Genomic DNA, 17,026 nt, shown 5'->3' on the forward strand with positions numbered 1-17,026 from the left:
ATATCACCTATATGCACCACCCTACAATTTTCATAAAAATGAAGAAAGAGACAAAAGGAATATAAAAATGGATGGAGCACTGATAGGCATCGTAATTGGCATCTTAGCCATGATGGGTATGATCATTAAAACGAGAATCCCAGTCGCACTTGCTATGGTTATTGCAAGTATCATCATGGGTCTTTTTGCGGGTATGGCGCCAACAGAGTTGATTGATGCAATTAAAGCTGGTTTTGGTGGCGTGCTTGGTGGCATTGGTTTGATCATCGCATTCGGCGTTATCATGGGCGCGTGTTTCGAACGATCTGGAGCCGCTGTTCGAATGGCAAAAACGTTTGTAAAGCTGTGTGGTAAAGGTCGTGAAGACTTAGCACTAGGTTTTACAGGGGTGCTTGTCGCTATCCCAGTTTTCTGTGACTCTGCGTACATCATTTTGCATTCTCTTGTTCGCGCAATTTCACGTGATACGGGTAAGTCAGCGGTTGGCCTTGGTGTGACTCTAGCACTTGGCTTGCTTATCACTCACGCACTTGTGCCACCAACACCGGGCCCAGTTGCTGTGGCTGGAATTCTAGGTGTAGATCTAGGTGAGTACATGTTGTGGGGTTTGATGGTTTCTATCCCTATGATGCTTCTTTCTATGATTTATATTCGCCGAGTAGGTAACGAGTACTACCGCGTACCAAACGGTGAAACATGGATTACGAACCAAGCTGATTGGGCAAACCTTGAGAAAGTAAAAGAAACAGATGACAGAGAGCTACCAAGTAACTTTTTATCATTCGGTCCAATTCTGCTGCCAATCGCATTCATCCTAATCAACACGCTTGTTGGTCAAGGTGACACTGCAATGCACAACGTTATTTCGTTGATTGGTAACCCAGTGGTTGCTGTTGGTATCGGTGTTCTTATGGCGCTATACGGTCTTACTCGTCATATTGAGCGCAAAGACATGGTTAGCTCTATGGATGATGCTCTGTCTACTACAGGTCTAATTCTTGTGGTAACTGGCTGTGGTGGCGCAATGGGTGCAGTACTTAAAGCATCAGGTGCTGGCCCTCAAGTAGCCGAAGCTATCGCGAGCAGCGGTATTCCACCACTACTTGTACCACTAGCAATTGCTTCAATGCTTCGTCTAATCCAAGGTTCAGCAACGGCATCAATGATGGTTGCAGCAACGATGACGCTGCCATTGGTTGAAACGTTAGGTCTAGACCCAGTATTCGTAGCACTTGCATGTGCGGTAGGTCCGGTTGGCTTCTCTCATTTGAACGATTCATACTTCCACATCATCAACCGTACGTTAGGTATTACTGAACTTGCTGACCAAATTAAGATCTGGTCTGTGTCTTCAACTATCGCATGGGCGATTGGTGCAAGCATCATCATGATTCTAAACTTAGTGTTTGGTAAAGGCGGTACGTTGATCGACCCACTGATTCCAATTGCGGTTCTAGGTGCTGTATTCGTGTGGCTAAAAAGCAAAGAGAAATCACAAGTAAAGACAGCCGTTACTAACTAATACTACTTACCTTTATATACTGCCCCTATTAAGTGATTAGCTTGCTGATCTTCAATAGGGGCATTTTTGGATCGGGCACTCATCAAAACTAATATTCTTTTGGATCTCTCAGTATGAAAATTGTTATTGCACCAGACTCGTTTAAAGAATCTTTATCGGCTGTATCGGTAGCGGCGTGTATTGAAAAGGGCTTTCGTGAAATCTTCCCTGACGCTGACTATGTGATCTTACCTTTGGCCGATGGCGGTGGAGGTACGGTAGATGTATTACTGCAAGGCTTAGCAGGGCAAAAGCGAACACATCTAGTTGAAGGGCCGTTGGGCGCATTGGTTAATGCTGAATGGGCGATGTTAGAACCATCGGAGCATAACCAGAACAAAACGGCATTGATTGAAATTGCTGCTGCATCGGGTTTGGACTTGTTGAAACCAGAGCAGCGTGATCCATTGATTGCTTCTTCATTCGGAACGGGGCAATTGATTTTGGAGGCGATAGAGCAGGGCGCTCAAGCGATTATTCTTGGATTGGGTGGCAGTGCAACTAATGATGGCGGTGCAGGTATTGTTTAAGCATTAGGTGGGACACTGTTAGATAATGCAGGGCAAGAGCTTAACCGAGGTGGCGTTGCACTAGCTGATTTATCATCGATTGATCTTACTGGTTTAGATTCACGCTATGCTGATATCGAGTTAATTGTGGCGTGCGATGTCGATAATCCGTTGTGTGGTGATAACGGTGCTAGCCATATATTCGGCCCACAAAAAGGCGCAAGCCCAGAACAAGTTGTGATGCTTGATAAGGCGCTTGAGAATTTTGCTCAATCAAGTAGTTGAATCGCAAGGTTGTGTTCGTGGGGATGATCCCGTTCACAAGCGTACTGGTTATGGCGCGGCTGGTGGTGCTCCAATGGGGCTTGGTTTGTTGTTTAACATGCAGATTAAACCGGGTATTGAGATGGTGCTTGATGTTTTGCAAGCCGATGAAGTATTGAAAGGCGCAGATCTTGTGATTACCGGTGAAGGGCAAATGGACAATCAAACTCTGCAAGGAAAGACGCCTTGTGGCATTGCCAAACGTGCGAGCTTACAAGGCATTCCGACCATAGGGATTGCAGGTTCTTTAGGTACAGAAGTCGAAGCCTTATATGGTGAAATGAACAGCTTGTTTGGTACAGTGCGCTCTCCTCAGTCACTCGAGCAAGTACTGCGAGAAGCTGAATTGAACCTAACCAGAACGGCGAGGAACATTGCCTCAACTCTGAGGTTAGGCCATGCCATTTTTAAATAAACCGAAGTTATACATAGGCTTATTCGCAGTGAAGTTCAATAGGTTTCATAGATAACAACGATAAATATAAACGATTATATTTTCTGCCAACTCAGGTCTATTCTTTATCCATATTGTTTTAGTGGTTTTTAAAGTATTGAATCCACTTAAATCTAAGATGTGGCAACGATGCGATATCTTTAACCTTAAGGAATAGACCATGAGTAAAAAACTGACCACAGCTGCGGGTTGTCCTGTCGCTCATAACCAGAATGTTCAAACGGCGGGCAAACGTGGTCCACAACTTCTTCAAGACGTTTGGTTTTTGGAGAAATTGGCCCATTTTGATCGTGAAGTGATTCCAGAGCGTCGTATGCACGCGAAAGGCTCAGGTGCTTACGGCACATTTACCGTTACACACGACATCACAAAATACACCAAGGCAAAATTGTTCTCTGAAATAGGTAAAAAAACCGACTTGTTTGCACGTTTCACAACAGTTGCGGGTGAGCGCGGTGCTGCCGATGCTGAACGTGATATTCGTGGCTTTGCATTGAAGTTTTATACTGAAGAAGGCAACTGGGATATGGTGGGCAACAACACGCCAGTATTCTTCCTTCGTGATCCTCTTAAGTTCCCTGACTTAAACCACGCGGTGAAACGTGACCCACGCACCAACATGCGTAGCGCGAAAAACAACTGGGATTTCTGGACTTCTTTGCCGGAAGCTCTGCACCAAATTACTATCGTAATGAGTGACCGTGGTATCCCTGCGACTTACCGTCACATGCACGGCTTTGGTAGCCACACGTTCAGCTTCATCAACGCTGATAACGAACGTTTCTGGGTGAAATTCCACTTCAAATCTCAGCAAGGTATTAAGAACCTTTCTGATGCAAAAGCGGCACAAGTGATCGGTGATGATCGCGAAAGCCACCAACGTGATTTGCTAGACAGCATCGATAACCAAGATTTCCCGAAATGGACGTTGAAAGTGCAAGTGATGCCAGAAGCGGATGCAGCGAAAGTGTCTTATAACCCGTTCGATTTGACTAAGATCTGGCCTCATGCGGATTACCCATTAATTGAAGTGGGTGAGTTTGAATTGAACCGTAACCCACAAAACTTCTTCGCTGAAGTTGAGCAGTCGGCATTCAATCCTGCCAACGTGGTTCCGGGTATCAGCTTCTCACCAGACAAGATGCTGCAAGGTCGTTTGTTTGCTTATGGTGATGCGCAGCGTTACCGTTTGGGTGTTAACCATCAGCATATCCCAGTGAACGCACCTCGTTGCCCTGTACACAGCTACCACCGTGATGGTGCGATGCGTGTTGATGGTAACTTTGGTAGCACATTGGGTTATGAGCCAAACAACGAAGGTCAATGGGCTGAGCAACCAGATTTCGCTGAACCAGCATTGAACCTCGATGGTGCTGCAGCGCACTGGGATCACCGTGAAGATGAAGATTACTTCTCGCAACCGGGTGACTTGTTCCGCCTAATGACACCAGAGAAGCAAGCGATTCTGTTTGATAACACTGCTCGTAACCTAGGCGGCGTACCAAAAGAGATTCAATTGCGTCACCTAAGACACTGTTACAAAGCAGACCCTGCATACGGTGAAGGCATTGGTAAATTGCTTGAAATCGACGTGAGCGAATTTAAGTCGTAATTAATCATCTTGATTCGTTAATCGAAAGGCCGTTGAGTGAATCACTCGATGGCCTTTTTTGATCTCGCTGATCATCAAGCAACCCTAAATCATTGAAAAGTTGAACTATTCACATTGATAGTTTTTACCTATCGAATTGATAAATCTATCCCATTATCTTTGTAAGAGTGATGGGATTATTCTACGACTATCAGTTTATAAAGTAGAAGAGTTTGAGATGAATAAGAGCGCATTAATCGTTGAAGGTGGAGCAATGAGAGGTATTTTTGCTGCTGGAGTTTTAGACGCCTTCATGCAAGACGATTTCCGTCCTTATGATTTTGCCATCGGCGTATCTGCAGGTGTGTCGAATCTGGTTGGCTACTTATCTCATGCACCAAAACGCAGTTATGATGTGATCACCACGATGGCGACGGATAAAACTTTCTTTAATCCTGCTCGCTTTGCCAAAGGCGGTAACTTGGTAGATGTTAAATGGTTATGGAACGAATCCAATCAACGTTATCCGCTCGATTGTGGTGAGTTGTTTTCAAGTATCCCACTCATTGCTGCTGTCACAAATGTCGATACGGGCAGTGCAGACTACTACCATATTAAGCCAGAAAACCTTTCTAATGTTGTTGAAGCAACAACGGCTTTACCTATCGCTTACCGTGAAACTCCGTGTTTCTCTGGTGGCTGTTATACCGATGGCGGTGTAGCCGATTCGATTCCGGTTCGTGAAGCATATCGCCGTGGCGCACGCGATATTACCGTGATTCTGTCTCACCCATTGAGCTACCGAATGAAGCCTCAAAAGCACCAATGGATGCTGAAGAAACTATTAAAGAAATTCCCAAATATTGCTGAATCGATGGCGGTGCGTGCTGAAAACTACAACCAGTCTCTGGAGTTCATTCGTAACCCACCCAAAGATGCGACCATTAAAGTGATAGCGCCGCCAGAAGCGTTCGCAGTAAAGCGTTTAACTATGGATCAAAGTACTCTTAATGCAGGTTATGAGATGGGCATTAAAGCGGGTGAAGAGCACCTTGCCATTCGAAAAGGCGTGTATGGTTTAGACACCGAAGATTGTCATTTCTGCGTCTAGGAACGGTTTTAGAATACTGAATAAACGACGAAGCCACGCTGTTCACTTCAGAATAGCGTGGCTTTGTATCTGTAGACCTAGTTTGTTTTTAACTCAGCCTGCTGTTAACTCAATCTGTTATTAAACGAGTTCGTTGCCGCTGGTGTTGCCAGCAAAGAAAGCATCAACACTGGTGAGTGTTGTGTTCGCGATATTGAACAGAGCATCTTTGGTTAAGAAAGCTTGGTGACCTGTGAACAGCACGTTGTGACAAGCAGATAGACGGCGGAACACATCATCGACAATCACGTCATTTGATTTGTCTTGGAAGAACAGCTCTTTCTCGTTGTCATACACATCAAGACCAAGTGCGCCAATCTTACTCTGTTTAAGCGCTTCGATAGCAGCTGTGGAATCCAGTAGTTCACCACGGCTGGTGTTGACAATCATCACGCCGTCTTTCATCTTCTCAAACGCAGTCGCATCTAATAGGTGGTAGTTCTCTTTACTCATTGGGCAGTGTAGAGAAATCACATCAGACTCTTGGTAAAGTTCGTCGAGTTCAACGTATTTAGCGCCTAACTCAACAGCTAACGGGTTTGGATATGGGTCATAGCATAGGATATTCATGCCTAAACCCTTCAGAATTCGCATCGTCGCTAGGCCAATCTTACCCGAGCCAATCATACCGACCGTTTTACCGTGGAAGTTAAAGCCAACTAACCCCTCAAGAGAGAAGTTCGCATCACGAGTGCGTTGGTATGCCTTGTGTAGTTTACGGTTCAAACACATCATCATGCCAACCGTGTGTTCTGCTACTGACTCTGGTGAGTAAGCCGGAACGCGAACCACTTGCAGACCAAACTCTTTGGCTGCGTCTAGGTCGACCTTGTCAAAGCCCGCACAGCGCATCGCGATTAACTTGGTGCGGCCTTGAGCAAGAATCTCTAACACGTCTCGCGATAGGTCATCGTTTACAAACGCACAAACCACTTCGTTGTCGTGCGCCATTTTTGCTGTTGTTGTGGTGAGTCGAAAATCGTGAAAATGAAACTCAGCGTTGAGTTCGCCTTTTGCCAGTTCGAATGATTTTTCGTCGTATGATTTTGAGCTAAAAAAAGCAATGTTGAGCATGGCTTCCTCTCTTACCTAAAATATAAATAACCCACTAATTCATTCTCTGAAACGGGATTAAAACAAGGGCATGTTGACCTTTCGCGGTTAAGTTTTGTTCGAGATAAAATCGTTTTAATCGCGACGAGAGGTTTGCCGCCTAGTCATTCTAAGCAAAACCCTCTCAACAAAGAGTAAAACGATTTTAGCCGAACCCTTCGGGCAGTGTTTGTGGTTCCTTTCTACAGCGTTATCGAATTCTCATGTAGGCGAGCTACACGTCGAATTCTCTGCCTTGTATAAATAACCCACAAACGGCTGCAAAAATCAGCTCGATAGGTCAACATGCCCTACAACTCTGTTCAGTGTGCTAGAGTTTTTTTCTCTTGTCTATCACCATTAGTCATTGTAATTGCTATGGTTATTTGATCTTTTGTCTTCACTTATTGAACATTAAAAATCACATTACGAGGTTGCTTGCTTATAAGTTCATCAATATTGAATGAATATTACTTTCGGGTGTGGAACGTTGAATTTTCCAGTGTGACGGAATACGTAAATGACTCATATAAAACCTCTTCTCTAACTGTTCTTTGAAAGTTGTGCTTCTGTCTAACGAGTGGCGGTTGTTATTTACCAGTAGTTCTCACTGCTGAATTGACCGGGTTTTCTGCGTAAGTGCTTTTCGAAACCTAAGTTAGTTAGCGCTTCGCTTGTGTCACGAACCATTTGCGGATTGCCGCAAAGGTAGAAAAAACTGCGGGTTTGATTGAAAGCGACAGACGCGGCTTGCTCGAGGTCGCCTCCAAGTAACAAATTTGGGATTCGTCCGCGCAAAGTTCCGGTAACTGATTCTCTAGAAATAATTGGCACATATTTAAGTCTCCCTTGAAAGTGATTAACGAGTTGAGTGATACGATCTCGATAAGTCAGGTCTTGCTCTGTTCTTACAGCATGCACTAGAACCAGATTCTTGAATGAAGAGGCTTTGTCTGAAGCCAACTCATTTTGCTGTATCTGCATGCTCTCAAGTATTGAGATAAATGGGCCTACCGCGGTTCCGGTTGAAAGCATCCATAGATCGTCGGCGATCTCTGGGATCTCATCTAAGGTCATAAAGCCACTTGGGTCTTTGCCGACAAAGATGTCATCGCCCATCTTCAACTCATGAAGTTGAGGTGAAAGCTGACCGTTCTGATCCTTAATAATCAAAAATTCCAGATGTTGATGACCTTGTTCGTGCTCTGGTGCATTCACCATAGAATAAGCGCGTCTCACAAACTCACCTTCGTTATTGAGCAAGCCAAGCTTAGTAAACTGACCTGCCTGATAAGAAGAGACAGGTGCACTAACCTGGAGTGAGAACAATTGATCTGTCCATTCTGTTTTGTTTAGGACTTTGCCTGTAACTAAACCATGAGGAATATCTGTCATATCATCCACCTTTAAGAAGAGAAGTTATCTCATTAAGGATACTCAACTATTTACACTTTAGAGTTGCATGTACCATGCCAATAATGAGAATGCTTATCAATACTTATTAAAGGTTAATTATTGGGTCGAATGTTGTCAAAAAGAAAATATACTATTTGAGTCCAAATGACTCGTACATGTGTTTTTGGTTTCGTTTTAATAGACTTTAGCTGGTTGAACATCGTTAACATAGGTTGAGTGGTTTGACCCCTAGGATATTCAATCAATTACTGAAGAGAATAATTTATAGATGCGTATAATGGCGGCTTTCCTTCTCAATATAACTGTGTTTTATGCTTGATAATCTTCGTATGGCCTTGAACGTATTGTTCGTGACCATTAATACTGCATTCACCGCATTGGCTGTGATCCTGTTTGCCCTAATCAAACTTATTTTGCCAATTTCTGTCGTTCAAAAATCATGCACTCGCTTAGCTAACTTCACATTCTGGTGTTGGGCTTCTCTTAATTTATGGATGTTGAACGCCAATAACGATATCGAATGGCAAGTGGAAGGGGGGGAAGATATTTCGACCAAGCAGTGGTATTTGATGATGTCTAACCACCTAAGCTGGGCAGATATTGTGATTTTGTCTTCAATCCTAAAAGACAAAATGCCGATGACGAAGTACTTCTTGAAACATGAATTGTTGTACGTACCATTTGTTGGCTTGGCCTGCTGGGGCTTAGATATGCCATTCATGAGACGCCACTCTCGTGAGTTCCTATTACGCAACCCAGAACGCCGTAATGATGATTTTAATGCAATCAATAAAGCGTGTACTAAGTTCAAATTAGCACCGACAACATTGGTTAATTTTGTTGAAGGGACTCGTGCAAACCACGAGAAACTGGCGTCAGCAAAGACCCCTTATCGCCACTTATTGAAGCCGAAAACTGGGGGCGTGGCATTTGCTTTATCTGCAATGGGCCCAATTTTGGATGGCATCGTGGATGTGACCTTAGCTTACCCTGAAAACCAAACCTCTCCGTTTGAAGATATGCTGAAGGGCAAAATGACTAAGGTCGTTGTGCGTATTAAATTGCATCCAATGGATGAGAACGTGAACGGTAATTACTTTGAAGATAAGGCTTTTAAACGTCGCTTCCACAATTGGTTGAACAGCACGTGGAAAGAGAAAGACGTCTACCTTGATACGGTTTATGGGGTTGATAAGCCTTCTGAGGTAGAGACAGTTGACGAGCCTGATGTGGCTTATAAGAAACAAGAACAGTAAGCTAAAACTGAATCGATAGCATTAATAAAGCCGATAGCTCATTGAACTATCGGCTTTTTTATTAATTTGACTTTCTTAATATTCAAACCATTAAGTTAGTACTTACTATGGCTTAACCGCCTGGTAAGCATCAATAATATGCTTTACTTGGCTAGGTTTGCCTTGCTTCTCTTGTCCTTGATGGATACGTAAGTAGTGCTGCAATGTTTTGGCTTTGTATTGCTGTGATACCTTCACTTGTTCATCACAACTTGGTGTCCAGATCTTGTCACCGACGTTTGATATCTCGCTAACGGTTTGGCTCTTTTCTGAATCACCGCGACTATTACTCACCAATAAAATCTCGTAATAACGACGGTTCTCTTCAATCAACACTTCATCAATAAGACCAAAATGGATCGCCTTTAAATGGCTTCTCAACTCGAATTGCTGATGCACCGGACAAAGCAAGAAATCGATCGCTTTGTCTGGGTGTTGACGATGAATATCATCGACGAGCTTTTGAGTAAGATCGCCACCGACGCCCGCAATAATCACCAGGTGTTTGCCAGTATGTTTCTCAAGCGGGATAGCGGCGACATCCATACAGTAGACTTGCCATTGGCTAGTCACTTTCTGTTCTGCTATTGCACCTTGCGGAAAGTAACGCGTAAGTTTGCTTTCCAAATCGCTCATAAGAGACGGGACAATATCGACAAAGTGAAGCTGAGGTGCTTTGTTATCCGACAACAGTTGAACACCCAAGAAGCCGTGATCACAACAACAGTCCCAAATATGTTGGTAGTCATTGCTGACAAGGGAATGGAGAGTTTGCAGTCGGTTACTTAGCTTCATAAGGCTCGTGTCGTTAGAAAAGGGGTATTGTCGTGTTGAACGCGCATTGTAATGACTTTCCATAAAAACAAAAGCACCTAGGGTATGAATCCTAGGTGCTTTGTAGTGGCTACAGAAATGTAAGTATAGGTTTACGATGCTTTGGCAACGGCTCTGATATGGCCTTCCACTCGGTTCTTACCAAGTTGTTGCGCGATAAGTTTCGCTTGTTCCGCCAGCGCTAAAGCTGAGTCTGTTTCACCCTCTATTTGCGAGTATCCCACGCTAACCCCTAGCGATAAGGTGATATCTGGAGTGACGATGGTTTTCTCCGCGATTGCGACTCTGCACTGGTCTAGCTGGAATTTGGCATCTTTCACATCATTGGCTTTGAATAATACTGCGAACTCCTTTCCTCCAACACGAGCCAAGCAAAGTCCCTTTGGCTTGGGGAAGTAACTGCGTATCGATTCTGCAGTCAGCTTGATCATCTTGTCGCCCACCGCTTCACCGTAGGCTCGGTTTACGTGGTCGAAGTTATCGATATCAAGCAGAGCGACATAGGTATCGGGCTCGCTCACGTAGTTTTCGATGGCGATGTTGAAACTGCTCTTATTGTCTAACTGCGTCATCAGATCTTTGCTGCTCAATTGATGTTGAAGCAGTAAGTTAGACAAAGAGACTTCAGTGTAATCACGGATCATTCGTAGAATACTCTGGCTGATCGGTAAGTTTGCGTTTACGTACAACACTGCGATCAACTGCTGACGAGAGTGCAAAGGAATACAGTAATGACGTTGGTGTATTTTGAGTTTACACGCCAGTGGATCGGCGTACTTACCACTTCGGTAAGCCATGGTGTCCGGTGTAAATCGTTCGGCAAGGGCTTTGTCACAATGTACCGTGGATTTGTTTCCGTGATAGTCGATGGTACTGAATGCGTGGTTCTCAGGCTGATAGAGACAGAATTGAATGCCTTTTTGGTAGGTGAAACTATCCAGTATGGATTTTAACTCTCGCTTAAAGCTTACAAGGTCATCGACTTTATTCAGTTGTGACAAGGACACGTTCAAACGATAAGCCAGATAGTTGGCACCAATCCACAATAGCAGGAGTGAGCCCAGTACTAAGCCCGTCAACGTAAATTGATGTGAGCTGGTTAAGATGTCATGGCGATCAGTGCCCGCAATGAACACCCAATTTAAGCTGTTGTCTGCGTCAAATACCGATATTTTGAAGTTATCTTGATAGTAGTATTCGTGCTTACCAACGGTTTCACCTTGTGAGAGTTGGTGGCTGATCCCTGCATGGAAGCTGATGGATTTAGAACCGATACGCTGTGGATCCGGGTGGAATACCAGTCGCTCTGTTGCTCTGTCTACAACAAATACATAGCCATTATTAAGCGTTTTTAAATCTCTTAAACCTTGCGTGGTATGCATTAAATCAAACTCAATCCATATTTCTTCGTTGAGCTTTTCGGCAGTGTGTTTAACGGCGAAAACCCATCGTCCATCGGCTTTTTGGTAAACGGAAGAGATGTAAAAATCTTCTACAACACCGTCTATTGAATGCCATTGTATTGTGGCGATTTGTTCATTGGAAAGAGGAAGGCCACGAGTGGAGACATAATGTTGGGAGTTAGGTTGGTATCGAACGATATCAGAGAAATTTGGTGTTCTTCTTAGAATATTATCACTCAATTCTCTGAATTTTTCATCACCGATTGGAGCCGTTTTAGGCAAGCCTAGACTGGTTTCTAAAAAATAGAGTTTGCCGAATGTGGCTTCGATGTTGGAACGAATGGTAGAGCTTGCGATACGAATGTTTGATGATGATTGTTCTGTTGCTGCTGTTTCTACTTTTTCAAGCTGAGTCATAGCAAGATAGAGCATCCCTCCAGTTAATAAAATAATGTATGGTTTAAAAAGCCGAATTAATGTTTTAGGTAAAGCCATGATATCCAAAGACGTTATAGATTCATTTTTATAGTACGGCAATACTAAACAGTTTCATTAACCACATCAATGCAAATGATTCCATATGGATGAATGATTTTTGTGATATTCAGCTAACAAAAAAACCAGCTGTAAATATAACTGGCTTCTATGGTTTTCGGTGTTTTATTAAGCTGACTAAGCTTTTGCTTTAATCAAATCAGCCTGATCTGGCGAATAGTGCAAAATTGCCATCGAAGTTGGCGACAACAACATTTCACCTTCTGCATGACCGGGTTTAACGTTTCGCGAGTTGGTATCACAGATGGTTACCCAGTTTTGTTCACGGTCATTCGGTAACGAGAAACGTGCTGGCGCATTGGTTTGGTTGATAAGATAAATTAACTCGTCGCCATCTTTACCAATACCTAAATGCAAAGCGACTGAGCTTAAGCGGTTCCAGTCGTCATGCTCCATAAGTGTGCCATCGACACGGCTCCAGAAGATGCGGTTAGAGTTACGCTTTTCGCCACTGAATGCCTTAATAAACGGCACCATGTATTGCTGACGAGCAGAGATCATTTCAGATAACCAAGTCTTGAAGTAAGTCTTGCGCTCTGAATCTTCCCAGTTAAGCCAGCTGGTCACGCCATCTTGGCAGTAAGCGTTGTTGTTACCTTTTTGAGTATGAGATAACACATCGGCCGTCAAAATATGAGGAATACCAAAAGCAAACAGCAGGCTCGCCATGAAGTTGCGTTTCTGCTTTTCACGTGTTGCGATAACTAACAGGTTTTCGGTTTCACCTTCAACACCGTAGTTTTCAGAACGGTTATCACCATGCCCATCGCGGTTATTCTCACCATTTTCTTCATTGTGCTTGTGCTTGTACGAGACAAGGTCCTGCATGGTGAAGCCATCATGGTAAGTGATGTAGTTGACGGTGAGTTTGTAAGGCCAGTGCGCTGCACTGTAGATATCACGAGAGCCCATTAGGCGTGTAGCAAACTCTTTTAGGTAACCCTGATCACCGCGCCAGAAGCTACGTGTGATGTCTCTCAGCTTGTCATTGCATTCATTCCAACCAAGCGGGAAATTACCCACTTGATAACCATTAGGACCAATATCCCACGGCTCTGCGATTAACTTAGTTTCTTTAAGTACAGGGTCTTGAGCTACGGCTTTAAAGAAAGCAGCCTCAGGGTTGTAGTTGTCACCTTCGCGCCCCAGTGTTGCAGCCAAATCAAAACGGAAGCCGTCGACTTGGAATTCACTCACCCAGTACCGAAGTGTATCCATCACTAAGTTGAGTGCAGGTTGGTGGGTGAGGTCAACAGTGTTACCACAACCCGTAAAGTTCGCGTAATGACAGCCATGTTTAATGTAGTAGCGGCTATCTAGCGCTTTGAGGTTGAAGGTTGTACCACCTTCGCCACCCTCTGCCGTGTGGTTGTACACGACATCTAGAATGACTTCGATACCGTTGCGATGCAGCTCACGAATTGCAGTTTTGAGTTCATTAACAGCGTCTTTTTCTGCGTAGCGAGGGTCTGGCACCATGAACAAATATGGGTTGTAACCCCAATAGTTCACTTTATCCATGTCCAAGAGATGAGGCTCATGCATACACGCAGCAACGGGGAGAAGCTGTAGAGAGTTGATATTTTGTTGTTTGTAGAACGCAAGCATTTCAGGGCTCACTAACCCTAAGTAGCGTCCTTTAGTCTTGGCTGCCACTTCTGGGTGCAGTTGAGATAGACCTTTTACATGAGTTTCAAAAAGAACGGTATCTTCGCGACTAATGCGTGGCTTTTCTACATCTTGCCAATCGAAGGTGTCATCAACAACGACACATTTCGCCATAGCAAAGCTTTTTTCATTGGTATATGGCGTGACGTAATCGAGCGGTTCGCTTATTGCTTTGGCATACGGGTCTGAAAGCAGGATAGGGCCATTGTCCGTTTCGGCAATGAAGCCGTATTTTTGCCCCGCTTTAATACCATCAATAAAGACATATCTGATATCAGCGTATTCATTTTCCAATTTATAAGTGGTGAATTCGTCGTTCTCGTCAAAAAGAGCGAGTGAAAGAGATTTACAGTCAGGAGAATAAATAGAGAAGTTGCAGCCAGTGTTACCTAGCGTTGCGCCTAGCGGATAAGGGCGAGCGAGCGTTCTAGTCATTGCTTGATTTCTTGTTCGTTTATCAACATCAGTGAACTATTAGTAAAAGGCTTTGTCACAGTAAGGTCAAGCAACTTCACAGATTAATTACGGTAAAAAAATAATTCATCGATGAAGTTCAAATTATATATTTGAGCTAGATCTCACTTATGTTGAATAATTAGATCTGTGTGCTGTCTACTCCTCCTATATTAAGTGATCTACCTCTTTAAAACACCATTCTGTATATTTCCTACTCCCCTCTAGTCCCCCTTAATTAACTTAGGGGCGGAGGAAGTCAAACTTGTCATCCCCTCTTAATATTGACCCCGTTGAAACGAATCAGGGGAAACCCTATACCTCTCTATCTTACGACTACCATTACTGCCTTTGGTTGCCGCAAGAGAGCAAAAATATAAAAACCTAAAATAAATTGTCCTTAATGGAGTTAAGAATGAAAAAAGTAAGTTTGATTGCTGCAGCAGTGGCAACTTCGCTAGCTGCTGGTTCTGCGTTCGCTGTTGATTTTAGTGGCTACGTACGTTCTGGTATTGGTCTTAGTGGTAATGATGGGGAAAACCTAGGTTACGAAAAAAGTAAATTAGGTCGTTTGGGTAACGAGAATGATACATTTTTCGAAGTAGGCCTAGGTCAAGAGCTATACAACGAAGATGGTGTGAGCTTTTATCTAGATTCTCTAATTGCACACGCAGTCGATGGTGATAACGATTGGGAAGCAAGTGACTCTGCACTTCGTGTGATCAATGTTCAAGCAAAAGGTCTAATTAAATCTGATGCTGATGCTACTATGTGGGTTGGTAAGCGCTATTACCAACGTCGTGATGTTCATATTACTGATTTCTACTACTTGAATACTTCAAGTGGCGCCGGTGTTGGTGTTGAGAATCTGTCTTTAGGTGGTGGTAAACTATCAACAGCTTTAATTACTGATGAAGGCTCACAAGCTGGTGCTGCAACCTATGGTTACGTCGCTGGGAATAACAAAGTAGATCCAGATCAAGATCCAGATCAGGTTTGGGCTCAAACTGGCTACGGTTCTGAAGACGTAAGTGCCTATATCTTAGACGTTCGCTACGCTGGGATCGACTTGTGGAGTGACGCAAGTTTGGAATTAGCGGCTGCGTATAACTTCGCTCACGAGAAGAAAGACCAGACTGCTGTTGGTGACGATGGCGCATTACTTTCTGCAATCGTTCATCAAGGTTTAGATAACGGCTTTAACCAAACTGTATTCCAATATGGTACAAATTCTTACGCAGCTCAAATGCCAGGTTTAGGTGGCGGTAACAACTACGACCGCTCCGGTGCTAATAATGATGCAGATGGTTTCCGCATCATCAACTGGGGTGTGGTTGGAATGGGTTCTAACTGGGAAGTCGGCCACCAGATCATGTTTGCTTCAGCTTCTGATGTCGGTACTTCTGACTCATTCAAGAACAACTATGACTCCGTTACTGGCGCATATGTTGACACAACAGCAGTTGCAGGAACTAAGTTTGATCACACTTTAGCTAATATTGTTGTTCGCCCTGAGTACAAATGGGACAACAACATGAAAACTATCTTTGAAGTTGGTTACTACGCTGAAGAAAAAGATAACGTAGATTATGCAGCTTCTAAATATACTGTTGCACAAGCATGGGGTGCAGGTTCAAGCTTCTGGGCTCGTCCAGAGATTCGCCTGTTTGCTTCTTACTTCGTAGACCATGAAGGTACAGCATTCTCTGGTGAAGATTCTGAAGTTAGCATTGGCGCACAATTCGAAGCTTGGTGGTAATGTATAACCTAAGTTAGAAAGTTAATTATAGCCGACACGTAAGTGTCGGCTTTTCCATATTTCGATTGGAGTGTTCATGAAGATTAATAGTATCGCATTACTATGCAGCTTATTGGTAACTGGCTGTCAAAGTACCCAAGTAGTAGATTTTTCACAGCCTGATATGATGACAGTTAGCAGTATCGAACAACTGCAATCTCAAAAATTAAACTTGCCTAGTTCAACAAAGATTATTATTTCTGATTCAACTCAGAACCTAGTTACGAATGATATAAAAAGTCCAACAATTAAAATTGAGTTACCAATTTATCAAGGACCTCTTAGCGTTGAATTAACCAGCTATATTGAAGAGAGTGTTTTCTCTCCTCTAGCTAAGATTGTTGATGGAGAAGGGCACGAAATACTCACAGTTCCTTCTTCTAGCTTTTACTATGAAAAGCCGCGTTTAGGGCAAGGAAATCGTTTAATTTCAGAATTCTCGTTTTTCCCGCCAAGTAACATAGAAAATGCTTATCTATTGGTTTATACGGACCAGAGAGAACTAGAAAAAGTAACAAATGTTATTCATCCAGCTCGCTTAGATGCGGAAGCAAGAGGTAATTATTTCCCTGAAGCCAAAGATATACCTGTACCTCATGTAAAAACCGGTGAACTTTTGGTTGATATCCATCCTTATACATCAGGTTCTTTCTTTGGGTTGAACTCAAAAAATGAAGAAGAAAAGTCAAGCCAAGTGAAACCAATTGAAGCAAATAGTGATACTAAGGTTTACTATTTTAACTCGATTGAACAGGCCGTCGCTGAAAATGATATACCTAAGGCTTTAGCTTTGTTAGAAGAAGCTAAAGCTCTAAATATTGAAGGCGCACAAGAAGTCTTTGTAAAAGCCGTCAATAAAAAATAGCTATAGATCCCCCAACACTTGAAGCAGTTATATATTATTACTAACTGCTTCGGGTGTT

Annotated in this window: 11 protein-coding genes and 2 pseudogenes; 7 read left to right on the plus strand and 6 right to left on the minus strand. The window is 43.4% G+C overall.

Annotated elements, in window-relative coordinates; translation table 11 throughout:
• Positions 1 to 67: 67 nt before the first annotated feature.
• From AB4307_RS09675 to AB4307_RS09690, 4 genes and pseudogenes are all read left to right on the plus strand, one after another.
• Positions 68 to 1,522 carry a GntP family permease gene (locus tag AB4307_RS09675; RefSeq protein WP_050620404.1) on the plus strand — a complete coding sequence of 485 codons (1,455 nt, stop codon included), beginning with the start codon at positions 68 to 70 and terminating at the stop codon, positions 1,520 to 1,522.
• Between the two features lie 113 nt (positions 1,523 to 1,635).
• Positions 1,636 to 2,809: pseudogene (locus AB4307_RS09680) on the plus strand (glycerate kinase).
• A 199-nt stretch (positions 2,810 to 3,008) separates the two neighbouring features.
• Positions 3,009 to 4,460: a catalase KatE2 gene (gene katE2, locus AB4307_RS09685; RefSeq protein WP_372131719.1), complete on the plus strand. Its 1,452-nt coding sequence runs from the start codon at positions 3,009 to 3,011 to the stop codon at positions 4,458 to 4,460.
• 217 nt (positions 4,461 to 4,677) lie between these two features.
• Entirely contained in the window at positions 4,678 to 5,550 is an 873-nt protein-coding gene (locus tag AB4307_RS09690) for a patatin-like phospholipase family protein (protein ID WP_017063996.1), read from the plus strand.
• A 120-nt stretch (positions 5,551 to 5,670) separates the two neighbouring features.
• Here AB4307_RS09690 and AB4307_RS09695 read toward each other — a convergent pair whose 3' ends face one another.
• The 3 genes and pseudogenes from AB4307_RS09695 to AB4307_RS09705 form a co-directional block, all read right to left on the minus strand.
• Positions 5,671 to 6,663: a 2-hydroxyacid dehydrogenase gene (locus AB4307_RS09695; protein WP_102398419.1), complete on the minus strand. Its 993-nt coding sequence runs from the start codon at positions 6,661 to 6,663 to the stop codon at positions 5,671 to 5,673.
• 466 nt (positions 6,664 to 7,129) lie between these two features.
• A pseudogene (locus tag AB4307_RS09700) lies at positions 7,130 to 7,210 on the minus strand (DUF1971 domain-containing protein); the annotation flags it as partial.
• Positions 7,211 to 7,275: 65 nt separating this feature from the next.
• Positions 7,276 to 8,076, minus strand: coding sequence for a ferredoxin--NADP reductase (locus AB4307_RS09705; RefSeq protein WP_372131721.1), 801 nt, complete (start codon positions 8,074 to 8,076; stop codon positions 7,276 to 7,278).
• Between the two features lie 332 nt (positions 8,077 to 8,408).
• Here AB4307_RS09705 and yihG point away from each other — a divergent pair, with 332 nt between their 5' ends.
• On the plus strand, positions 8,409 to 9,353 hold the full coding sequence (gene yihG / locus AB4307_RS09710) for a 1-acylglycerol-3-phosphate O-acyltransferase, YihG family (protein ID WP_372131723.1): 945 nt from the start codon (positions 8,409 to 8,411) through the stop codon (positions 9,351 to 9,353).
• A gap of 105 nt (positions 9,354 to 9,458) precedes the next feature.
• Here yihG and AB4307_RS09715 read toward each other — a convergent pair whose 3' ends face one another.
• From AB4307_RS09715 to glgX, 3 genes are all read right to left on the minus strand, one after another.
• The gene (locus AB4307_RS09715) at positions 9,459 to 10,187 is read right to left on the minus strand and encodes a tRNA (adenine(22)-N(1))-methyltransferase (protein ID WP_017069730.1); all 729 of its coding nucleotides are present in this window, start codon (positions 10,185 to 10,187) and stop codon (positions 9,459 to 9,461) included.
• Between the two features lie 131 nt (positions 10,188 to 10,318).
• Positions 10,319 to 12,061, minus strand: a complete 1,743-nt coding sequence (locus AB4307_RS09720) for a sensor domain-containing diguanylate cyclase (RefSeq protein WP_372131725.1) — start codon at positions 12,059 to 12,061, stop codon at positions 10,319 to 10,321.
• A gap of 240 nt (positions 12,062 to 12,301) precedes the next feature.
• Positions 12,302 to 14,287, minus strand: coding sequence for a glycogen debranching protein GlgX (glgX, locus tag AB4307_RS09725; RefSeq protein WP_372131727.1), 1,986 nt, complete (start codon positions 14,285 to 14,287; stop codon positions 12,302 to 12,304).
• A 433-nt stretch (positions 14,288 to 14,720) separates the two neighbouring features.
• Between glgX and AB4307_RS09730 the strand changes: the two genes are divergently transcribed.
• Positions 14,721 to 16,064: a maltoporin LamB gene (locus tag AB4307_RS09730; RefSeq protein WP_372131729.1), complete on the plus strand. Its 1,344-nt coding sequence runs from the start codon at positions 14,721 to 14,723 to the stop codon at positions 16,062 to 16,064.
• Between the two features lie 76 nt (positions 16,065 to 16,140).
• Entirely contained in the window at positions 16,141 to 16,968 is an 828-nt protein-coding gene (locus AB4307_RS09735; protein WP_372131731.1) for a MalM family protein, read from the plus strand.
• The last annotated feature ends 58 nt before the right edge of the window (positions 16,969 to 17,026 follow it).

The organism is Vibrio sp. 10N.261.52.C2, assembly GCF_041471425.1.
Taxonomy (GTDB): domain Bacteria; phylum Pseudomonadota; class Gammaproteobacteria; order Enterobacterales; family Vibrionaceae; genus Vibrio; species Vibrio crassostreae_C.